This window comes from Leptolyngbya sp. CCNP1308, from assembly GCF_034932455.1.
Taxonomy (GTDB): domain Bacteria; phylum Cyanobacteriota; class Cyanobacteriia; order Phormidesmidales; family Phormidesmidaceae; genus Nodosilinea.
In genome coordinates this window covers 43,956-67,421 of sequence record NZ_JAYGIH010000010.1, presented here as the reverse complement: position 1 = coordinate 67,421, position 23,466 = coordinate 43,956, and the positions used below count along the sequence as shown (strand labels likewise).

Sequence of the window (23,466 nt, the reverse complement as noted above, 5' to 3'; positions counted from 1 at the left end):
AGGGGACAGTGGGGCATTGATTCGAATATTCAGCCAAACCTATGGCGGCTAAGGGCTAGCGAGGGTAACCCCAAACCCCTACAGCGAAACCGAGGGCAGGCAGGCCAGAATGCGGTCGAACTCAAAGTTTTCAGCCCAGTTGGCCAGGGTTTGGGCGATCGCCGGGGGAACGCCGTCCGCCTGTTCCAGCAAGTGGAGCAGCCGCGTATCTGAGCCCGTCATGGCGGCCTGGGCCAGCGTCTGTTGCCAGTCGACGGGCATGGTTTGCAGCCAGGCCGCCATCGTCGCTGGGTTGGAGCGATGGGTGGCTAGCGAGGCGGCGGAGCCAGGGGCGGGGGCCGAGGTTTCGCCAGCGTCAGTCTTGTAGAGGTAGTGCACGGGCAGATGGACGGCCACGGTTTGTAAGATGGTTTCGAGCAAGAAGGGCTTGGGCACGAAGTCGTCGCATCCGGCGGCTAAGATCCTAGAGCGCTCTTCTTCAAAGGGGCTAGAGGTCAGCGCTATGATCACCGGGCTGGGGGTCAGGTTGAGGGCTCTGATCTGGTAGGTGGCTGCATAGCCATCTAAAACGGGCATGTGCAGATCCATCCAGATCAGGTGGGGGCACCACTCCTGGGCTTGCTTCACGGCGGCCTCACCGTCGGCAGCGGTTCGCACCTCAAATCCCGACGACTCGAGCAAACGCACCAATAGATGGCGGTTGGTGGGATGGTCGTCCACCACCAGCAGTCGATAGGGAGGCTGGTCGGGATCCACTTTTAGAATGGCTGTCGGGCCGGAAGCGAGGCTGACATCGGCACCGTCCACCCGATCGACCGGCAGGGTAAACCCAAATACTGAGCCCTGGCCCACCTGCGTTTCCACGGTCAGTTCGCCCCCCATCAGGTGGACAAACTGCTGGCTAATGCTGAGCCCTAGCCCACTGCCCCGGTGCGATCGCCCCAGACCGGTCTCTGACCATTGCAGTCCGGCATGGGTCTGGCTAAAAGGCTCAAACAACCGATGCATATCCTCGGGGGCAATGCCGGGGCCGGTGTCGATGACCGCAAACTCCAGCGCCGTGCTCGCTTGGGGAGAGGCTTCAGGCGAGCACGGCTGGCATCGCACCCGCAACATCACCCAGCCCGACTGGGTAAATTTAACCGCATTGCCCAGTAGATTGATCAGCACCTGCCGCAGCTTGCCTTCATCGGCGGCAATGTAGGTTGGCATGGCCGGATCGCAGTCAAAGGTCAGCTCTAGGCCTTTGGCCTCCGCCTGGAGCAGCAGCATCGCCTCTAAGCCCAACAGCAGGTAGGACAAATCGAAGTGCGTCACCTGCATCGAGACGCACCCTGCCTCAATCTTAGACATTTCGAGCACGTCGTTAATCAGCGTCAGCAGGTGTTCGCCGCTGTGGCGAATGATTTCCAGATAGCCGACGGTCTCGGCATCGACCTGGCAGTCGCGGTTGATCAGCTGGGCAAACCCAATGATGCTGTTGAGGGGGGTGCGCAGCTCGTGGCTCATGTTGGCCAGAAAGGTGCTCTTGGCCTGATTGGCGGCATCGGCGGTGGCGCGGGCTAGCTGGAGCGCCTGCTCGGCCTGTTGCCGCTCCAGTTCGGCGGCGGCCCGGGCGGCAAAGATTCGCAAAATCATCTCGCGGGTCGGGTCAGCCACCATGGGTTGATCGTCGATCACGGCCAGGTGTCCAATCACCTTCCCGGCTTGATCGACTAGGGGAATGCCCAAAAAGCTGGCGGCCTCCAACCGCTGGAGTTCTCGGTCGGTGGGGTACAACGACTGCACCTGGGAGGGAATGTACAGCACCTCCCCGGCCACCACCCGCTCACAGGGGGTGTCTAGGGTGTCGTACTCTTGGGGCTGGTTCAGCCGCCCGTTTTGCCAAAAAGCCAGGGTGCTCACCCGCTGGTTGCCGAGGGGTAAGCACTGGGTGACCAGGGCATGGCGCACCTGGAGAATGTCGGCTAGGTGGCGCACCAGAGATTCAAAGAAGTCCTGGCCGGTCTTGGCGGCGGTACCCTCCACCACCAGGCGCAGCGCTTCTTCCTGGCGTTTGACCTGGGTCAGGTCTTCGATCACCCCCACCAGGCGGTACACCTTCCCTTGCTGATTGCAAATGGGAAAGGCGCGCGCCCGTACCCAGGTCTGCTGCCCCTGGGGCTGGGCCACACGAAACTCCTCGTCGTAGGTAAAGCTGGCCAGGGCCGTGGCGTCGCTGAGTCGAGGCATGCTGCGGTAAATGCGGCAGAGATCGTCGGGATGTACCGCCTGCAGCCAGGTCATGGGGTTTTGGTAGAGATCCTCCCGGCGGCGGCCCCAAATGCTTTCGTAAGCGGGGGAGACGTAGCTGACTCGGTTTTCCTGTAGCTCGTAGATCCAAAATACGCTGTCGATGTACTCCGCCAGCTGGCGGAATTTTTCTTCGCTAGCCTGCAACTCGGCCTTGGCCCGCTGCTGGTTTTGCTCCAGCCGGTAGGTGCTGATCACCTTGCCGATGCTCTGGGCCATCAGCTCAATAATTTCTGTTTCGTGCTGTTCAAACCCCTGAAGGCGGGGGGCGGTATCAAAAAAACAAAGGCTGCCGTACACTGCTCCATCGACCACGATCGGCGTGCCCAGATACGACTCCAGCCCTAACGCCTTATAAAGCGGGTGCTGGCGCAGGTTGGGATCGGCTCCCACATGGGCTAGGCACATCGTCTGCCGTTGGCGAATGGCCATACCGCAGAAGGTGTCGTCTAATTGGCAGCGCAGGTTGGGCTCCAGGCCCGGTAGGTCGGCCAGCATGGCCTGGGCCACATAGTCGCTCTCCTCTACCCGGCCCACCAGGCCGCCGCTAAAGCCCAACACCTGACGACCGGTCTGAAGATAGTCTTCCAGCAGCGCATCGAAACTGACAAACTGAGTCAGGCTGAGACGGTGCAGCTCCTTCAGGCTGCGGCTAAACTGCTGCAGAACGTCAGAGCGCTGCACTAGCAACTGTTCTACCTGCTGGTGGGTGGTTAGGTGTTCAATCAGAGCCGAGAGGCGATTCGAAACCTGTTGCAGCTTGAGCCCGTCGCGATCGCGAGCAGCCAGCTCCCGCTGCAGCCGCTCATTTTCAGCCGTCAACTGCTGCACCCGCAGATAGTTCGCCACCTTCGCCAGCAGTGCCTCAGGGGCGACGGGCTGAGCCAGGTAGTCGATCGCCCCCATCGCCAGGGCTTTGACCAGCCCCGTCTCGGGGTCTAGCGGGCCGAGCACGATCACCGGCAGGGTCTCTGGGGCCGAGTCAGCCTGCCAGGGCCACTCCAGATCGTCGCTATGGCCATCGAGCCTGGCGAGATTGAGCAAAATCAGGTCGGGAGCCGCCGACTGGATCTCCCTGAGAGCGATCGACGTCCCCTGGCGGCAGTGCACCTCATAACCTTGCTGTTGGAGGGGATGGATTAAATCGCTGAGATCCTCTGCTGTAGGGTTCACAATGGCGATGGTTGCAGAGGCCGGGGAGAGGTCGCAGTGGGTCATGGCAGGAGCTAATTCAAAGGGTGGAGTTGGGTGCGGGCTGAACGGCTCCCCTAAGGTCTGGCTCACTGGCGTAGACATACTTCAAAGCTAAGCAATTCGCTATCTTCTCCAATATCACGTCGGGCTGAACCGGTTTCTCAACCCAGTCATTGCAGCCAGCGGCCCGCATCCGAAAGGCATCGTCGCGATCGCTGTCTGTCAGGGCGATGATCTGAGTCGCCGCAAACTGCTGTGGGGGAGTCTCTGGGCGGAGCTGTCTGTGCTCTATGGTGCGCAGATGGCGCACTGTTTCGTAGCCATCGAGATCAGCCAGAGTCAGGGCTATGCAGACCAGGTGAGGCTGCCAGTCCGCCCACTGGACAATGGCATCGCGGCCGCTGGTGGCCACCTGTAGCTCAAAGCCTAAAGGAGCCAGCAGAGCCTGAATCAGCACGCGACTGATGAAGTCATCCTCAACGATCAGAATGCGACAGGCAGGAGAGCCCGGGGCCAGGGCCACCGCCCGCCGAAAGGATGATACCGGGGAAGCCGCAGGTTCCGGCTGGGTCATGGTCAGGGTACTGTTGATCAGGCTGAGTAGGCCCTCGCTGCTGGTATAGACAGTATCCAAGGCCTGCCGGTGCTGAGGCGAGAGACAGGCCTCCTTCAACAACAGCTGACTAAATCTCAAAATAGCTTCGAGGGGGGTCTTCAGATCCTGGCTCAGGTCAGCCATCAGCTGGTGGTTGATGCGGTTGGCCATTTCGGCGGTGCGCTTGGCCTGGCGGAGTTCGGCGGTACGGGTGGCGATTCGATGCTCTAGCACTCGGGCCTGGGTCGCTAGCCGCTGCACGGTATGGCGAACGCGAACCGATGAGATCTGGGAGCTAACCCAGTAGTCATCCGCTCCCTGGTCGAGCCAAAGCGCCGCCTCAGATTCCTGTTCTCTTTCCAGGATGACAATCACCTCGGCAGCGGGCCACTGGGCTGCCAGGGCCGCCAGGCTGCCAATCCCGGCGGCCTGTCCCAGCAAAATCAACTCTGGTGGCCAGCTGGGGGCCAGGGCAAAACTGTCGTCACTTTCCCAAAGCATCCAGCGATAGCGGCTGGAATCGCCCAGCCAATGGGCGAAGCGATCGCCATCGGCCGGGTTGCAGGCAATACCCAGCACCGTAATTTGATCAGGATAGAGAGAAGATTGCATAGACGTAGGGGGAGTTGAGGTGAAACCATGGCCGATCGCCCAGCTGCCCGGACAAACCTGAGCCAGAGCCGTCTGCCATGGTTCACCCGTCCGTAGGGACAGTCGACTATTTCAGGAACAGCCCCATCATGGCCAAAAACTGTGACAATCCTGTGGAAGGGTAGCGGTTGCTTAGGGCTGTAGGGAAAGAACAAGGTTGCGCTGGGGCCGCAGCCCCCTAGACCAGCGGGCAGCACATGTCGGCAATAGCTAGGGGTGTAGGGTAGAGCAGTTTTCAGCGCCGAGTCCGGGCACCGTGGGTGAGCAGAGGCAACTTCACCAAGCACTCCACTCCCGCCGACCCCAGGGGTTTCACAAGAATGACACATTTCTCTTTTAGGCTAAGTACTGAACCCAATCAGGATGTCTTGACCGGTAGATCAGCACCTTTGCCCCCTGCTGTTGCCAGTCCAATGCGCCTCAAAGCCCCCAGAGGTGATGTCTAGACGCCCCACGGGCATCACCTCTTCCAATGCCTGCCTAACGGCGGGAACCACGCTCGCAAATCCGAAACGTGACTGGCTGCCGGTGTGCTCGGTGTGCATAGCCCATTACCCTACAGACTTTTTCTGAATGCTAACGATCCCAATCAACCCGACTCAAGATACGTCTCTGCTCCTCTGTCACGAGCTGAGAACTCCGCTGACATCTATTCAAGGAGCACTCAAGCTGTTGGGCTATCAGCACCTTGACTCGCTGTCTGACGATGCCCAACACCTGCTAGCGATCGCTACTAAAAATGCCGACCGCCTCGTCCGACTGACCAATGCGCTCGAAGTCCAGCCAACTCCATTGCTCACTGTGCTGTCCTCCGCCAAAATTGAACTGCTTCAGCTAGAGAATGATCTGCATTCAGCCGCAGAAGAAAAGAATTTTCACCTGCTTTATCAACCAATCATCTGCCTAGAGAATAGAAGAATTATTGGCTTTGAAGCTCTGGCTAGGTGGCAACACAGCACCCGGGGTGACATTTCTCCGCAGGTTTTTATTCCTCTAGCAGAGAAGACGAACTTGATTTACGGCATCGGCCTTCTTCTTCTGGGTCAAGCCTGCCGACAATTGCATCAGTGGCAAATCAAATTTCCATCCACCTCTCCACTCACCATGAGTGTAAACCTCTCCGCCGTACAACTTCAATGCCCCCACTTAGTGGAGCAAATTAGTCAAATATTGACGAAAAACTTTCTTCTACCCAGCAGCCTTAAATTAGAAATAACAGAGAGTACCTTAATAGAAAATGCAGATGTGGCCGTCAAGACACTAGCCAATCTTCGGCAGCTTGGGGTGCAAATCTACATCGATGATTTTGGCACTGGCTATTCTTCCCTGGGCAGGCTCCAAGAGCTGCCTTTCGACACCCTAAAGATCGATCAGTCTTTTGTCCGAAATAAAAACTGGATTATGAGCGAAACGATTCTTATGCTTGCCCAAAAACTAGGACTAGATGTGATTGTAGAGGGCGTGGAAAGCTTAGAGGAATTAATCAGTCTCAAACAGCTAGGGTGTCGAAAAATGCAGGGTTATTTTTTCTCTAAGCCTGTTGACCCTGCTAGCATTGCAAACCTTCTGAGCCAAAAATTTGTAGAAAAAAGACTTAATTTTCTTCAGGAAAGTATGCCGACAGAATAAGGCGACCGTATCTAAAAAGTTAGAGAGCAGGTTCCGTCTATCGTCAGCTCAAAAATATGAAGCTCAATCAAGAAAGAGAAATCCACCCATTAAATCCGCTAAATTCGAGGCAATTTATTCTCCTCCTTCAGGACGGAGAACGCCAGAAAACCATACCTTTAAGCAGAAGCTTTTACTCCATTGGGCGCGATCAAGATAGAGATATCCAGCTGTCCCATCCAGGGGTATCTCGCTACCATGCGAGCTTGGTATGTTTGAGCAATGGCTATCAAATTATAGATGGAGAGCCCGGCGGTAGGCTAAGCAGAAATGGTGTCCATGTAAACGGAAAAGTCATCAAGAAAAAAATTATAAAGGCAGGAGACAGGATAGTTTTTTGCAAGAATGTGCGTGGAGAAGTAAAAGATTACTTATCTATCTCACAAGAAGAAAAAATGGATTTAGAACATTCATTTTATAGCGGAAACTTAGATTGCCTGACACCGAGTGATAGTTATGTGGCTCTCGAAGACGAGGCCGAATCTAATCTTTTTTCTACATGTCCTGATCTGTTTATCAAGGTTGATTTTGAAGGTCGGCTTCTGAGTTTCCAGAATGGGAACGACGCGGAGCTACCAAGACTCTCTTCAGAGCATCTAGGTAGACCCATCTCAAAGTTTTTTCCGGTCAATTTTTCTCTCAACTTATTTAAACACATTCGGCAAGTTGAAAAAAATGGAGGATTACACTCCTTTGAAACCTCTCTGCCCCGCAACGGGAACCCTCTGTTTTGTGAATTGAGGATTTTTTCGGCGACAGACCACAATCAAATTATCATCATTCGCAATATAAATCAGCGCAAGTCTCTAGAAAAAAAAACTCAAGATTGAGGCCGTTCATGACAGCTTGACAGGGCTGCCAAATCGCACACTTTTTTTGGAAAAAACGGCTTATTCTGTTATTCTAAAACAGCGTAAGCGAGGCTACGAATTTGCGGTTCTATTTGTAGACTTAGATCGCTTTAAGATTGTCAATGACAGCCTAGGTCATCTGGCTGGCGATCGCCTGCTGGTTGAAATTTCGACTCGACTAAAAGCCTGCCTAAGACCTCAGGATCTGGTGGCCCGGCTGGGCGGAGATGAGTTTGCTATTTTGCTACATGATATTCAGGTAGTTGAGGATGCTATTGAAGTCGCTGAGAGATTGCAGGCCAAGATCACCACACCTCTCATGCTGGAGGGCAGAGAAATTTTTCCGAGCGCCAGCATTGGCATTGCCTTCAGCACTAACGTATATAACAGCGTGGAGGAGGTCATCAAAGACGCTGACACTGCGATGTACCAGGCTAAGGCTAATGGTCGGGCTAAATATGCTATTTTTGAACCGGATAGTATCAAGCCATCCCTTACCTTTCTGCAGTTGGACAGTGCTTTAAAGCGGGCGATTGAGAGACAAGAATTTCGGCTTTTTTATCAGCCAATTTTTAAGCTTAAAAGCCAAAGGCCAGTCGGCTTTGAAGCTCTAATTCGCTGGGCGCATCCCCAGGGAGAACTGCTGGGTCCAGAACAATTTTTGGGGCAGGCTGAGGAAACTGGACTGATAGACTCCATCGGTCAATGGACGCTGCAAGAATCCTGTCGCCAGCTAAGGGAATGGGGGCAGCGATCGGAGTCAATACTGCCGCTTATTTTGAGTGTCAACATTTCAAAGCATCAATTTTATCATTCAGACCTCATTAACCTACTCCGAAACTTAATCGAACAATATCAAATTAGTCCCTCTAACCTGAAGCTCGAGATTACCGAGTCTACCATTATGGAAGACATTCAAACTGCCATCAATATTGCTAGATGCTTAAGAAATTTGGGGGTGACAATTTTAATTGATGACTTTGGTACAGGCTATTCCTCGCTTAACCATCTCCATGAGCTCCCTATTGATGCCCTTAAGATCGATCAATCTTTCATTGGCAGCATTGATCAGGATGCGTCTAGCGCAGGGTTTACGATTATTCAATCCATCATTGGCTTGGCTCACAATCTGGGCATTGAAGTCATTGCTGAAGGTATTGAGTGTGCTCGCCATATGGCCTGGCTAAAGGCATTTAAGTGTGACTATGGGCAAGGTTTTTACTTTGGCGAGCCGATGATGGCAGAGCAAGTTGTTTCCCTACTTGCGACTAATTGAGAAACAGACTGAAACCATAGTAGTTCTAAATATTTCGCGTCAATGTTTGGAATCGGCACCTTGCTTGTATAGGCAATCTACCAGTTCTAAATTGATCAGCTAATAGAATGGCTATCGGTCTTTTAGAGGTCATGGTGTGTCTGGATAGGAGAACTAGTATGCGTTTGTCTTTGAGAAAGCCGAAGTTTGAATTTCATTCTGAGGCGAGCCAGAATCCTAAGCCTGAGGTGAAAGCTAAGGTTGAAAGTGATGATGCCATCACGGCTAAGTTGATGTTTTTACTCAAAGAAAATATGGATTTTTGTCGTAGGTCTTTGAGATGATATGGCAAGAATATTCAAAGTATGAAAATGATATTAAATTAATCTCTAAAGCTATAGCAGTGGGTGCATTTGACGTACTCCTGAAGTGGTGGCTTTGAAGTAAGGCCTTGGGAGTTTTGTCAATGAATGTTACTTTTGTCAGTGTTTCCCAATGCCTCTAGAAGAGTTACAGCTAGACACCTGGAACGAGCGATCGCTAATCTCAACTATTGGGATCGAACCTGTGCGCTGATTTTCATTGACCTGGATGGTTTTAAGCAGGTCAATGCACACCAACAGTCATCAATCTCTACAATAGCCAGCCCCGCCAAACTATTGATCAGGTGCTCGCTGATGCCGATAGCACCATGTAACCTGGCCAAAGCCCAGTGCAACTGTATTGCTCTCCACGGCGAAATGTATTAAGTCAGGCGAGCTAGTAGCGGTAGTGTGACCTCTAATAGCAGAGTTGACGGCCCGGTGGGGAGTCAACCCAAGCTAGGGCACCGAGATGGGGAAAGCTATGGTTATGCTATTGCCGATAACCCTTTGCCAACGTCCTTCGTCCTTGGCCAAAGCCGCTAGCTTCGACACCCACGCACCAGTCGCCATGTCTCCATCGTCCCCTTTCGCCGACAGCGATCGCCTCCGCCACATTGCGCGTCATATCCCCGGGGTGATTTATGAATTTGTCCAATACCCCGATGGCCGTATGGCTTTTCCCTATGCCAGCGTCGGGCTTGAGGATCTCTGTGGCATTTCCCCAGCAGCCGTACGCGAGGATGTCAGCCCGCTCTTTTCTATTGTTCATCCCGATGATTTAGCCTATGTAGCTCAGTCTATTCAAGACTCCGCCACTCATCTCACCCCCTGGTGTTGCGAATATCGCCTTTACCATCCCCAGGGGCGCTTGCTCTGGCTTCAAAGTCACGCTACCCCCCAGCGAGAACTAGACGGCACTACCCGATGGTACGGCTGTATTCAAGATGTTACCCAGCAAAAGGCTAATCAGCTAGCCCTTGAGGCTAGCGATCGCAAGCTGCGTCGATTGATTGACACCATCAACGGCCTGGTGTTTGTGATTGTCTCCGACGGCACCTTGAGCTTTCTGAGCCCCATGGTGACCACGGTGACCGGGCATAGCCTGGACGAGTTATTGCATCGCCCCTTTGCCGACGTCACCCATCCCGACGATCTGGCCCACGTTGTTGAGCAGGTACAGGCCTGCCTGCATGGCAAAAGCTGCCGGGGCTTAGAGTTTCGAGTCCGGCACCAAGATGGTCGCCACTATTGGTACTCCGCTAACTTATCCCCCTTTGTGGCCGAGGCCGGGGCCGCGATCGCCTGTTTAGGCATTGCCACCTACATTGACGATCGCAAACGGACGGCACTGGCTCTGCAAGAGAGCGAGGCTCGATATCAATCGCTGGGGGTGAATGTGCCGGGGATGGTCTACCGCTACTTGCCCAGCGGCGAAGGCGGTGCTTTTACCTACGTCAGCGCAGGCTGCTATGAATTATTCGGGGTAAAGCCAGAACAGGTGCAGCAGGATGCCAATCTCCTCTGGGACTTAATTCATCCCGACGATTTGCCCTCGCTGCAAGCCTCGGTGGCCAGTGCAGTAGAACAGGGTGCCGACTGGGCTTGGGAAGGACGGTTCACCACAGTAACGGGGCAACCGCGCTGGCTCCAGGGCCGTTCGCGCCCCCAGTTCACTATAGAAGGGCTGGTGTGGGATGGCCTGTTGATCGATATTACAGCCCTGAAGCAAGCCGAAGCGACCCTCAGCCAAGAGGTAGGCTATCGTCGCGCCCTCTTCGATGCTTCTGGAGATGGCATTGTGGTGTTAGATGCAACCGGCCAAGTTCTAGAGGCCAACCGCAGCTTTGCCACCATGCTGGGCTACTCCCTAAAGGAGGCCATTGGCCTTAATGTAGCTGACTTTGATGTTGCCCTAGAGCCCACTGAGGACAAGCAGGAGACTTCCGAGCTGTGCCTAAATCGCTTCGAGCGGCGGCATCGACGGAGAGACGAATCCACCTTTGCCGTGGAAATTTGCGCCAGTGCCGTTCAGTGGAATGGGCAGTCGGTTCACCTTTGCGTGTGCCGTGATATTGAAGAACGGCGGCGGGCTGAAATCACCCTGGCGGCCAGCGAAGCCCGATTTCAGCAGCTTGCCGCCGCGTCGCCTGCGGTAATTTATACGGTGGTAGAGAACGCGGCGGGCATTGTGCGCTTTGACTACATCAGCCCGGCAGCAGCAGAAATCCACGAAATACCCTTGACTACCCTGATGCAAAACGGGGCGCTCGTTTCTGAGCAAATACACCCTGAGGATCGGGAGCGGTATTTAGCGACCTATGTCGCCAGCCTGCGGGATATGGCTACTTTTACCTGTGAGTGGCGGATTATAACGCCCTCGGGCAAGACCAAGTGGCTCAAGGCCAATTCTCGTCCAGAACGGCGGCCCAATGGCGATGTGGCCTGGCACGGCGTTGTGCTAGAAAAAACGGCCAAGAAGGAAGCCGAGATAGAGATTGCCAAACTACAGGCGGCCCTGCTAGAGGCCCAGCAAATTGCCCACATTGGCAACTGGGCTTTTGACCTGATTGGTCAAACAATCACCTGGTCACCGGAATTATTTCGTATGTTTGGTCTAGATCCGGCAGCAGGTGAGCCGACCTACGACGATTATTTACAGATGATCCACCCCGACGATCGCTCGCGGTTGGTGCAGGCCGTTGACCAAGCCATTACCCAGGGAACCTCCTACAAAATTGACTATCGAGCTTTGCTGCCCGATGGCAGTATCCGCTACCACGAAGGCCGTGGCAAAATTGGCCGCGATGGGGCTGGGCAAATCATCCGACTATCGGGTACCTGTTTAGACATTACCAAACGCAAGCAAAGCGAACTGGCCCTGCAAGCCAGTCAGATGCGGCTTGAGCTAGCCCTAGACAGCAGTGGTACCGGCACCTGGGACTGGAACATGCAAACCAACGAGGTCATCTTTTCGCAACAGCATTGGAAGGCGCTGGTGGGCTACGGTGCCGATGAAACGGTCGCCAATGCTGTCACCGAGTGGGAAGGCCGAGTTCACCCGGAGGATCAAGCGCAGCTAGAGGCAGACATTGCCAAACACCTCCGAGGGGAGACGGAAATTTATGAGAATGTGCATCGTCTCCGCTGCCAAGATGATACCTACAAATGGAATTCAGCCCAGGGAAAAATTATTGAGTGGGATGAGCACGGTAATCCGGTTAGGTTCATTGGCATCAATCGCGACATTACCGATCGCAAACATGCTGAAATTGCCCTGGCTGACCTCAGAGAAAAATTGGAAAAAGCTCAAGAAGTCAGTCATTTAGGACATTGGTCTTTTGATTTAGACACCCAAGAAATTACCTGGTCAGACGAGGTTTTTCGTATCTTTGGCATGGCACCAGAGCAGGATGAACCGACCTTTAGTGAGCATTTTGAGCAGATTTATCCTGAGGATAGATCCTTCTTTTTAGAGCGGATTGCCGAGGCCAATCAGGGTATTCCCCAAAACGTTGACTTTCGTATCTTGCGACCCAATGGGGAAATTCGCTACGTCAACAGCCGCCTTGAACTGGAATATAAAGGGGAACAGATTGTCCGTATGTTCGGTGTTGTCATGGACATCACCGATCGCAAGCAAAGCGAACTGGCCCTGCAAGCCAGTGAAGCCCGCTTTAGGGCTATATTCGAGCAGGCCGCCGCGGGCATTAATCAAGTCGATGCCTCGGGGTACTTTGTCGAGGCCAATCAGTACTATTGCAATCTATTAGGCTATGCCAAAGACGAGTTGCTGGCGCTCACCTTCGCCGATGTCATTCATCCTGAGGATCTGGCTCAGCACCGACCCCAGATCGATCGCATTTTGCGCGGCGAGATCGACAATTTGAACTACGAAAAGCGCGATCGCCACAAAAACGGCGACTGGATTTGGACCAAAATTAGCATCTCCACATTGCGGGATGAGGCGGGTCAGATAGTGGGCAACCTGGCAGTGGTGGTTGATATCCGCGATCGCAAGCGGGCCGAGCACATCGTTCGCCAGCAGGCGGCGCGAGAAACCCTGCTGCGAGAAATTAGCCAGCGCATTCGCCAGTCCCTCGATCTGCCCACTATTTTTAACACCGCCTGCCAAGAAATTCGCGCCTGTCTCAACGCCGATCGGGTGGGTATCTTCAAGTTTTATGCCGACTCGGGCTATGACGATGGCGAATTTGTCGCCGAATCTAGCGCCGATGGCTTGCCCTCGGTGCTGGCTACCAGAGTTCACGATCACTGCTTTGGAGCCAACTACGCCAACCTCTATGCCCAGGGGCATTACTTCGTTGTCGATGACATCTACAGCGCCGGTATAGCTAACTGCCATACCGATATTTTGGCCCGGTTTCAGGTGCGGGCTAGCCTAGTGCTACCCCTGCTCTGTGGCAACAAGCTTTGGGGGCTCTTGTGTATCCACCAGTGCAGTCGCCCGCGCCAGTGGCCCCAGTCAGATATTGATCTGGGGAATCAACTGGCCAGCCAGCTGGCGATCGCCCTACAGCAGGCGCTGCTTTACCGACAGCTCCAGTCAGAACTGCGGGTGCGGCAGCGGGCCGAGGCCCAGATCGCCCAGCAGCTTTACCAGCAAACCGCCCTAGGCGTTATCCTGCGGCAGATCCGCGAATCCCTTGACCTCGAAGAAATTTTAAGTATTGTCACGCGCCAGGTGCAGGCGATTTTTCAGTGCGATCGGGTGATTGTGTTTCGGGTATTTGGCGATGGCCGCAGTCAAATTGTGGAAGAGGTCGTCAAAGAGCCTTTTCCTGCTCTCAAGGCCATGCACTGGGAGGATGAGGCCTGGTCGCAGGATATTCTGAACCTCTACTGGCAAGGACAGCCCCGTGTGGTGCCAGATGTAATGGAGGACGTCTGGACTGACTGCCTGGTGGACTATTCCCAGGCCGGACAGATCCAGTCCAAGGTGGTGGCCCCCATCCTGCAAGAGGCGCATACCGCCAGTGGCGATCGCTGGGTTGCTCCGGACAGCCACCACAAACTCTGGGGCGTGCTGGTGATGCACGCCTGTCAGACGCAGCGGGTTTGGCAAGATACCGAGGCGCAGCTGTTGCAGCAGATCGCCAACCAACTGGCAATCGCCATTCAGCAGATCACCATCTTTGATCAGCTGCAACAAGAGCTAGGCGATCGCCAGTGCGCCCAGCAGCAGTTGAGCGATCGCAATCAAGAACTGGCGATCGCCAACCAAGATCTCAGCCGCGCCACCCGCCTCAAAGGCGAGTTTCTGGCCAACATGAGCCACGAACTCCGCACCCCCCTCAATGTCATTCTCGGCTTTGCTCAAATCCTCAATGCCGACCCCTCCCTCCAGGCTCAGCAGCGGGAATATATCCGCATCATGCAGCGCAGCGGCGACCATCTGCTGCATTTAATCAACGACATTCTCGACCTGTCTAAAATCGAAGCCAACCGCATTACCCTAGAGCCCGAAAGCATCGATCTCCTCAGTTTGCTCTACGACCTGCAAGCCATGTTCCAGGAGCGGGCAGAAGAGAAAGATCTGGCCTTTAATCTGGCCCTGGCCGCCGACCTGCCCCAGTACATCGTGACCGACGCCAACAAGCTGCGCCAGGTGTTGATCAATTTGCTGGGCAACGCCGTTAAATTTACCCAGGTTGGAGGTATCATCCTGCGGGTTGACCTGCTCTCTGGCCCAAAGTCAGCTATAGAGACAGCCCCAGAGTCGAAGGCCAATTTACCCCAGGCCCACCTGGCCTTTACCGTTGAAGATACCGGCACCGGTATCGCTCCAGACGAACTCACCGCGATTTTTGATGCCTTCATCCAGGCTAAGGCTGGCAAAGTTTCCCTTGAAGGCACGGGTCTGGGGTTGGCCATTAGCCGCAGTCTAGTCCATCTGATGAAGGGAGACCTCACCGTCGATAGCACTCCTGGGCAGGGGAGTAGCTTCCGGTTTACCCTGCCCCTCCAGTTGGCAGACGCGGCAGACGTGGCCGTCGCTGATAATCTAGGCTCAGTGATTGGCCTCGCGCCAGGGCAGCCCACCTACCGCATTTTGGTCGTCGATGACCAGCCCGAAAACCGCTACTTTTTAGTGGCCGTGTTCTCTCAGCTCGGGCTAGCCGTGCAGGAAGCTATCAACGGGGCCGATGCGATCGCCCGCTGGCAACAGTGGCACCCCCACCTAATCTGGATGGATTTGCGGATGCCAGGAATCGATGGTTACGAGGCCACCCGTCGTATTCGCGCCGAAGCTCAGGAACGTGGCGATGGATTTGGGCCAGTGATCATTGCTCTGACGGCCCAATCCTCCCGTGAGCAGCGCGACCAAGCCCTAGCTGCAGGCTGTGAAGACTTTGTCAGCAAGCCCGTTCAGCTCAATCTGTTGCTCACTAAAATGGCTGACCACCTGGGCCTGCAATACCGCTATGCTGATCAGGGAGGCCAAGCGCTCCTGCCAAAGTCATTGAGCGGCCGCCTGAAGGCTAGCGACCTCCAGGTAATGTCCCCCGCTTGGGTCAGCGCCCTGCACCGGGCCTCAGTGCTGTGCGACAGCACCGAAGTCGCACAGCTCATTCAGCAAATTCCCCCGGAGCATGCAGCCCTGATAGACGGCCTTACCCAGTTACTACGAGACTATAAGTTTGAGGTTCTGATGCAGCTAACCCAAGTCTGAAGTCATATCCTGATATAGTCTTGTGCTCTGCCTGACACCCGGCACCAACCCTTAACATCTGGCCCTCGCCATGACTGCGAAATGTCTCAACCAAACGGGCTACAGCTATACGATTTGAGGTAGCGATCGCCTCAAAGGGCATCAGAGAGCTAGGAGATAGGGCATGCGTATTCTACTAGTAGATGATGACGAGCTTTTAACCCAGCAGCTTGGCGATTTTTTAGGGTCGCAGCACTACGCCGTAGACGTAGCCCTAGATGGCGAGGCCGGCTGGGACTACGCCCAGGCCGCCAACTACGATCTGATCGTGTTAGACATCAACTTGCCCAAGATCGACGGCATTCGGCTCTGTCAAAAACTGCGCCAGTCCCAGTATGTCAATCCCATTTTGCTGCTCACTTCCCAGGGCGACAGTTCAGCCAAAGTTGTGGGTCTCGATGCTGGTGCCGACGATTACCTGGTGAAACCCTGCACCCTTAGCGAGCTAGCCGCCCGCATCCGGGCCTTGCTGCGTCGCCCCGGTACGCTGAATAATCCCGTACTGCGATCGGGGGAACTCTGCATCGACCCCAGTACCTGTGAGGTGACCTACCAGGGGCACTTGCTGTCTCTATCCTCCAAGGAATACAGCCTACTAGAACTGTTTCTGCGGCATCCCCAGCGGATTTTTAGCAGCACCAGTATTCTTGAGCACCTGTGGAACTTTGACGCTACCCCCGGCGAAGAAACGGTTAGAACTCACATCAAACGGCTGCGGCGCAAGCTCAAATCGGTCGGGGCCGACACCGTCATCGATACGGTGTACGGCATGGGCTATCGGCTCCAGCCCCCCCCGGCTGCTTCCCCCGACCCTCAAAAGGCCGCCCTGAGGGATGAAACCCGAGCAGCCGCGATCGCCCTATGGGACAAATTTAAGCCGCCCACGCTCCAGCGGTTGATCAGCCTGGAGCAAGCGGTGGCCACCCTGCGATCGGGGCCGCTGCCCGAGGCTCTACGCCAGAGCGCTCTGGCCGACGCCCACAAGTTATCTGGCTCCCTGGGCATGTTTGGCTTTGCGGAAGGCTCTCGCCTCGCCCAGGCGATCGAGCAGGTCTTAAAAACCGCTGCCCCGGCGGCGGTCGATCAGCTCGCGGCCCTGGTAGCAACCCTCCAGCAGGAATTGCAGCACCCCCCCCAGCTACCGACGGAGTTGCTACTAGGGCCATGGCCAGCTACTGCGCCAGCCCCCCCCGCTGCCCCTTCTCTTCCGCCGACCGCCACGTCTCCAACACCGCTGAAAGTACTCGCCGTCGATGACGATGTTGCTATCCTAGCCACCTTGCAAACCATGCTCTCCCGCTGGGGAATTGAGCCCCTAACGCTGAGCGACCCGCTCCAGGTGTGGAGCGTTTTAGAACAGGAAGTGCCAGACCTGCTCATCCTAGACGTGGATATGCCTAATTTGAACGGCCTTGACCTCTGCAAGCTCATCCGCAATCACGACACCTGGAATGGCCTGCCAATTCTGTTCCTCACCGCCCAACGGCAACCAGAAGTCGTGCTTCAACTCTATAATTCTGGAGCCGACGACTACGTGGCCAAGCCTTTTACCGAACCTGAGGTGATTACGCGCATCTTCAACCGCATCGAACGCCATCGTCTTCTGCAAACCTGGCGCAAACCAACCCCTAGCCCAGGCTAGAGCTAGCCGCCGAATTAGGCATCTCGACGTTGCTGACTTGACGTTGCTGATTTGAGGAATGAGTCCTCTATTTGGCAGGTCAAATGCTATTTGCCTCTACAGGTTGGTCTTTTGGGAACGGGGGTTGTACGGTATCGATATCTCGGTTATCGAGAGCCTCTGACTGGCCAGGTAGACTTCCTTTTTCCCTGCTCGCCCGATCGGTCGAAGAAAAGTTCAGGTTTTCACTAACGCTTTTGACGAATGCACGGGCGCGCAGGCAAAGCCAGACTATATAACAGGTTTCAGAAACCGTAATGCAAACAGCATTTCCCTGCTCAATCTGCTCATAGGCCGTAGCATAGGCATTTAATCGGTGAGCCACTGAAAAAGACCGAAAGTAGGTGTAAAGCTCATGATTGAAATGCATACCTTCTTGGACACGCTCATTCCAGTAGCGAAAGCGGGAGACCAAGTCTTCTTGAATAACGAGAGGGTGAATCACGGGGGCAAACAATCGGTGAAGAACATAGCCCGTGGGCCGCAGGCTGGTAACGATAGTTCTGTGAACCAACTTGATTAGCACTATAGAAAGTCAATGTGACATTCCCGTGGACACAGCACTAGCCACCCAGTCTGAGCCCGTTCAAAGGGGTGACTCTGAGGTTGGATATGCCTTGCCTATGTATCTTCATGTGTACAATTGCAAGCTCACGATGATTAGATGGGCAAGGTTACCCATAATTGCTACTTAAAGATAGTTGTTGGCACCATAGCCGCTATGGTGTGAGTATGAAACAAATCCTCGTTATCGACGATGAAGATGATATTCGTGAAATTGCTAAGGTAAGTCTGCAAACTTTGAAGCAGTGGCAGGTGCTGACCGCCGGTTCTGGAGACGAAGGGGTGGCGATCGCGGCTGAAGCCCAGCCCGACGCCATTTTGCTGGATGTCCTTATGCCGGGCGTAGATGGGCTGATGACGCTTGAGCACCTAAAAAGCACCCCCGCAACGCAGTTCATCCCGGTCATTATGCTGACGGCGACTGGGGGCATTGTCTCAGAGCAGCGATACGCTGAGCTAGGAGCCCAGGCGATTATCAACAAACCCTTCGACCCTGGCCTGCTGGGCGACCAAATTGCCCTGGTCCTCCACTGGGACCACGAATAGCACTCAGTCGGTCTGAGGACAAAGATGTCCAGGCCGATCAATCGCGATGCTTCCACAGCGATGTCACATTCTTTACCTACACTGCGAAGTGGGTGGTAGATTGTGGTAGTTATCGCCTGCTGTTGCCATGAGGGCCAAATGGTTCACCTGTATAGGTCAACAGCCTACCCCTTCACTCACCAGCTTAGGATTGCCGTATCAAAATCTGTAGCCCGGTAGCCAGCCTATACTTCAATGCCCACGGCTTCAACTTAACCCCGACTTAGATGAACTCACCCTCAGCGGATACTTACAAAGGTAACATTTTAGTCGTAGACGATTCACCGGACAACCTACGGGTTTTGTCGGCCAGCCTATCTACGCTGGGATACAAAGTGCGCTGCGTCACCAATGGTGAAATGGCTTTGGTCAGCGTCAAATCCTGTCCTCCCGATCTGATTTTGCTCGATATTCGTATGCCCGCGTTAGACGGCTATGAAGTCTGCCAGCGGCTAAAGTCTAATCTCGAAACAGCGGATATTCCCATCATTTTTCTGAGCGCTCTCGATGATGTGCTAGACAAAGTCAGGGCCTTTGAAATGGGCGGTGCTGACTATGTTACCAAACCATTTCAAACTGGAGAAATCTTAGCCCGCATTGCCCATCAGCTGACCATTCAGCGCCTACAAGATCAGCTAACCCAGCAAAATCAGCAGCTTCAGCAAGAAATTGAAGCCCACAGACGCACAACCGCCGCCCTCCAAGATGCCAAAGAAATTGCAGAAATTGCTAACCGAGCTAAGAGTAATTTCATTGCCCGTATGAGTCACGAGCTCAGAACTCCCCTAAACAGCATCCTGGGTTTTTCAAGCTTAATGATCAACAATTTATCCCTGACGAAGGATCACCAGGACTACGTGACGGGTATTCATACCAGTGCTCGACATCTCCTCAAAATGATCAATCAAGTGCTAGCGGTGACTCGGGACGAGGCGGCCCACATTGCCCTCAACCAGCAGAATTTTAATCTGCACGCCCTGCTGGCAGAAATGGTATCTGACTGGCGACCCCAAGCTGAGAAACAGGGTCTACAGTTTAATTTAATGGTCGCTCCTCAGGTGCCCAAATACATTTACTCCGACGATGGCAAGCTGCGTCAAGTTCTCATTCAGCTCCTCAAAAACGCAATTCAATTTACTAGCGCAGGCCAGGTTAACCTGCGAGTCAGCCTAGAAGCTAGTCATTGGCAGAACGCCTCCCCCGCTGCCCGACCCGAACGCCGCGATCAGCAAACTGCCCATGTGCTCTTCTTTGAGGTGGGCGACACTGGCTGCGGCATTCCCCACTCCGAAGTCAACCAGCTTTTTCAGGCCTTTACCCAATCTGAGACAGGGCTCCAACCCAAGCAGGGTCTGGGGCTAGGCCTTTATATCAGCCACCAATACATCCAGGCCCTGGGGGGGCAAATCAACCTTTCAAGCACTCCGGGGCAGGGTACCAAGGTCAGATTTTCCCTGCCGGTTCAGGGGGCAGCGGTGGCCTTGAATGGGTCGCTATCGGCTGACTCACCCGAGCTGGAGCTCCTAGAGGGGGGGCCGCCTCGGGTCTCGACCATGTCCCCGGAGAAAGCTGAAGCCTTAATGGCCGAAGCCTTAGATCAGGGACTGCCTCTGGACTGGGCGATCCGTCTTCACCGGGCGGCTATGCAGGGGTTTGATCAGCAAATTGCAGCACTGATTCAACAGATTCCTGAGGGGTATCAGCCCCTAGCACAGGTGCTATCTGACTGGAACAAAAACTTTCAGTTTGATCCGATTGTGGCGATTACCCAGCGTATTTTAGACCGGAGCTGGTGAGGTCAGCTCATGGATGATGCTCTTGCCGCTCGCTTTGAACAGCCACCGCTCCAGGCGTTGACTAGGACCGCAGACCATGGATAAGCGCCTAGCTCAATCTCTATGGCGGCTGCTTCCAGGGGCGATCGCAGCGGTGATCATCGCCCTGCTGTTGCAGGGGCAAGCCTTTCAGCCCCTAGAACAGATGGCCTACCGCAGTCTCTTTGATCTCCGGGGGCCACAACCGCCAGACGAGCGCTTGGTCGTCGTGGCCATCGACGATGCCAGCCTCCGAGAGCTGGGGCTGTTTCCCTGGCCGCGCCGTTACTACAGCCAGCTCCTCGACCAGGTGACCCGCCAGGGGGCCAGCGTTGTGGCTATAGCAGTACTCTGGTCAGAGCCCAGCGACGACGATGCTGAGTTGGCTCTGGCACTACAGCGTCAGGGGGTGACGGTGCTGGCCCAGGCCTGGGATGCCGACAATCTTCCTCTGCTGCCGGTGCCAGAGCTTGAGCAGGCGGCGATCGGCACAGGTCATATCATGCGGCGCGAAGAGACCGATGGGCTAGTGCGCCACATTACCCTCCTGCTGCGGGGCCAACCCGCTCTGGCCGTAGCAGCTCTCCAGGCTTACAGCCTAGTGGCGGGGCCGGTGCCTCACCCCAATTTTGAGCAACCCCTGTGGCTGAACTGGCCAGGGCCGGCCGCTGAGTTCAAAACCTACTCCTTTGTGGATGTGCTACGGGGCCGCATTCCCGCTACGGCCCTACAAAATAAGATTGTGATCGTTGGGGCTACGGCGGCGGGGCTCGATCCCCTCGTCACCCCCTTTGATCGCAACCCGCCCGCCAGCGGCGTCTACCTGCAGGCCACGGCCATGCACAACCTGCTGCACAACAACGCCCTGCGGCCCCTGGGTAGCCCCTACCTCTGGCTGCTGCTGCTGCTGGGTGCCCCGGCCCTCAGCTGGCTGATGGCCCGGTGGAACACGCCACAACAGGTCGCCGCCATCGCTGGACTGTGCAGCAGCTGGGGATTGCTCAGCCTGCTGCTATTCCATGCCCAGTATTGGCTACCTACGGTGGCTCCCATCGGCCTCTTGATCGCCACCGCCGCCCTGGCCGCCCTCAGCGATCGCCTACGGGAAGACCATCTGCTGCGGCGTCAGGTGACCGAGCTATGGCAGGAGTACCACCAAGACTTGCTCAGCCACACGCACACCACCGGGGTGGCCTGGAACCCGGCTCCACCGCTGCCTCGGCCTCGGGGGGCGATCCTACAGGTGGCCCAACTGGCGGATCTAGCTCAGCAGCTGGGGCGTTCCCAGGCCATGCAAATTGCGATCGCCCGCACCTTGCCCGTCGGTCTGCTCGCCGCCGATGCCGACGGCCTGGTCTGGTTTTGCAACCCCGTAGCCAAGCAGCGCTTTGCTATCGAGGTAGGCAGTCCCATTCATGCGGCGGTGGTGCCCCACTGGCTGAGCACCGACCAGTGGCAAACCAGTCTAGATCAGCTCAAAACCGGGAACACTAGCCGATACAGTGGTCTGCATTGGCACAACCGCTGGTTTGACCTCAGCCTACAGCCCCTACCTATCTCTGTGCCACTCAACCTTCCCACCGCTCCCCCGCCCGCCCCTGGCATTTTGCTATTGCTAGAGGAGATCACCGAGCACAAACAGGCTGAAGCTGCCCTACAGCGGGCCAAAACCGCTGCCCTGCGCGAAGCCCAACGCAGCGCCGCAGCCAGTCGGGCCAAGGGCGACTTTCTGGCCCACATGAGCCACGAATTGCGCACGCCGCTGAACGTCATTCTTGGGTTTGCCCAGGTCATGGGCCACGATCAGTCGCTCCACCTTGAGCACCGTAACCATCTCAAAATTATCAACCGCAGCGGGCAGCACCTGTTGGGGCTAATCAACGATGTTTTAGAAATGTCGAAAATTGAGGCGGGCAGAATTCAGCTGCACGAAACGCGATTTGACCTGCATTACTTGTTGCAAGACCTGGACGCTATGGTGCGGGCGAAGGCTCAGGCCAAGGGGCTGCAACTGATCATTCAAACCGCCGATGACTTACCCCAGCACATCGCCGCCGATGAGGGCAAACTGCGGCAGATTTTGCTGAATTTAGTCGGCAATGCGATCAAATTTACCGAGACCGGCAGCGTCACTGTGCGGGTTCACCCGCTTCACTCCCGCCCCGTCACCCTGTCGTTTGAGGTCGAAGACACCGGCATCGGCATTGCCGCTGAGGCCCTGGAGCAACTGTTTCAACCCTTTACCCAAGTCAATGCCAGAGACCACAGTGAAGCTGGCACCGGCCTTGGGCTGGCGATCAGCCGCCGATTTGTTCGCCTGATGGGGGGAGATATCACCGTGCAGAGCACCCCAGGGCAGGGCAGCCGATTTAAATTTAACATTCAGGTCGCCCTCGCCGAGACTCCGCCTCCCGCCTCGGATGCCGTGCGAGGGCGGGTTGTCGGCCTAGTTCCCAATCAGCCCACCTACCGCATCTTGATCGTTGAAGACCAGCCGGAAAATAGCCAGCTGCTGCTGGAGTTGCTGACGCCTTTGGGGTTTGACCTCTGCTGCGCCAAGGATGGCAAGGCGGGCATTGCTCTGTGGCAACAGTGGCAGCCCCATCTAATTTTGATGGATCTGCGAATGCCTGTTGTGGATGGCGTGAAAGCCACTCAAACCATCCGCGCGCTTGAATACGACCAGGCCAAAGCCCAGGGAAGATCCCGCCCCAGCCTTGCTCATCTGACCGCCCAGGCTCCCGCCGCCTTGGATCGGCAGACCTCAAACCGCACTAAAATTCTCGCCCTCACGGCGAGCCCCTTTGAAGAAACCAAGGCCAACGCGATCGCCATCGGCTGTGACGACTTTTTGCGCAAGCCCATTCAAGCCAGCCTGCTGCTGGAAAAACTGGCTGAGCATTTGTCTATCACCTATCTCTATCAATCGTCTGACCAGTCGGCTAAATCAGTCGATCGGCTTGGGGACGCAGAGCTACTAGACACAGAGCTGCTGTCACCCCAGGCCTTGGGGGAAATACTAACAGCCATGCCCCCGGAGTGGGTTCAGCATCTGCACGGGCTGGCCGTGAAAGGGGCCGATCGCCCTATCCTAGAGCTTCTGGCCCAGCTGCCTACAACCCATACTCCTCTGGTTAAAACAGTTACCCACTGGCTGGAGGATTTCAACTTTGATAAGATCATTCAGATCACCCGACCGAAACCTTAATTTGCCTTTAGCG

The 23,466-nt window shown here is 55.3% G+C and carries 12 protein-coding genes; 9 read left to right on the top strand and 3 right to left on the bottom strand.

The genetic code is table 11. The annotated features are described in order from the left end of the window. Window positions 1-78: 78 nt before the first annotated feature. The gene (locus VB780_RS06660; RefSeq protein WP_323350361.1) at window positions 79-3,510 is read right to left on the bottom strand and encodes a response regulator; all 3,432 of its coding nucleotides are present in this window, start codon (window positions 3,508-3,510) and stop codon (window positions 79-81) included. A 13-nt stretch (window positions 3,511-3,523) separates the two neighbouring features. Further along, window positions 3,524-4,693, bottom strand: coding sequence for a response regulator (locus tag VB780_RS06655; protein WP_323350360.1), 1,170 nt, complete (start codon window positions 4,691-4,693; stop codon window positions 3,524-3,526). A 612-nt stretch (window positions 4,694-5,305) separates the two neighbouring features. Here VB780_RS06655 and VB780_RS06650 point away from each other — a divergent pair. The 6 genes from VB780_RS06650 to VB780_RS06625 all read left to right on the top strand — a co-directional run bounded on the left by VB780_RS06650 (window position 5,306) and on the right by VB780_RS06625 (window position 17,243). Then, a complete protein-coding gene (locus tag VB780_RS06650) occupies window positions 5,306-6,361 on the top strand; it encodes an EAL domain-containing protein (protein WP_323350359.1) in 1,056 nt (351 codons plus the stop codon). 56 nt (window positions 6,362-6,417) lie between these two features. Continuing rightward, on the top strand, window positions 6,418-7,230 hold the full coding sequence (locus VB780_RS06645; RefSeq protein ID WP_323350358.1) for an FHA domain-containing protein: 813 nt from the start codon (window positions 6,418-6,420) through the stop codon (window positions 7,228-7,230). Then, window positions 7,226-8,527, top strand: a complete 1,302-nt coding sequence (locus tag VB780_RS06640) for a bifunctional diguanylate cyclase/phosphodiesterase (protein ID WP_323350365.1) — start codon at window positions 7,226-7,228, stop codon at window positions 8,525-8,527. Before VB780_RS06645 ends, VB780_RS06640 begins: the two co-directional genes overlap by 5 nt. A gap of 158 nt (window positions 8,528-8,685) precedes the next feature. Next, a complete protein-coding gene (locus tag VB780_RS06635; RefSeq protein WP_323350357.1) occupies window positions 8,686-8,850 on the top strand; it encodes a hypothetical protein in 165 nt (54 codons plus the stop codon). Window positions 8,851-9,439: 589 nt separating this feature from the next. Continuing rightward, the gene (locus VB780_RS06630; RefSeq protein WP_323350356.1) at window positions 9,440-15,562 is read left to right on the top strand and encodes a PAS domain-containing protein; all 6,123 of its coding nucleotides are present in this window, start codon (window positions 9,440-9,442) and stop codon (window positions 15,560-15,562) included. A gap of 163 nt (window positions 15,563-15,725) precedes the next feature. Next, a complete protein-coding gene (locus VB780_RS06625) occupies window positions 15,726-17,243 on the top strand; it encodes a response regulator (protein ID WP_323350355.1) in 1,518 nt (505 codons plus the stop codon). 79 nt (window positions 17,244-17,322) lie between these two features. On the opposite strand, the gene VB780_RS06620 is transcribed toward VB780_RS06625, so the two are convergent. Further along, the gene (locus VB780_RS06620) at window positions 17,323-17,727 is read right to left on the bottom strand and encodes a hypothetical protein (RefSeq protein ID WP_323350354.1); all 405 of its coding nucleotides are present in this window, start codon (window positions 17,725-17,727) and stop codon (window positions 17,323-17,325) included. Between the two features lie 287 nt (window positions 17,728-18,014). On the opposite strand from VB780_RS06620, the gene VB780_RS06615 reads away from it, so the two are divergent. The 3 genes from VB780_RS06615 (at window position 18,015) to VB780_RS06605 (ending at window position 23,453) form a co-directional block, all read left to right on the top strand. Then, the gene (locus VB780_RS06615; protein ID WP_323350353.1) at window positions 18,015-18,392 is read left to right on the top strand and encodes a response regulator; all 378 of its coding nucleotides are present in this window, start codon (window positions 18,015-18,017) and stop codon (window positions 18,390-18,392) included. Window positions 18,393-18,658: 266 nt separating this feature from the next. Then, window positions 18,659-20,227, top strand: coding sequence for a hybrid sensor histidine kinase/response regulator (locus VB780_RS06610; RefSeq protein ID WP_323350352.1), 1,569 nt, complete (start codon window positions 18,659-18,661; stop codon window positions 20,225-20,227). Window positions 20,228-20,303: 76 nt separating this feature from the next. Then, window positions 20,304-23,453, top strand: coding sequence for a CHASE2 domain-containing protein (locus VB780_RS06605; RefSeq protein ID WP_323350351.1), 3,150 nt, complete (start codon window positions 20,304-20,306; stop codon window positions 23,451-23,453). Window positions 23,454-23,466: the final 13 nt, after the last annotated feature.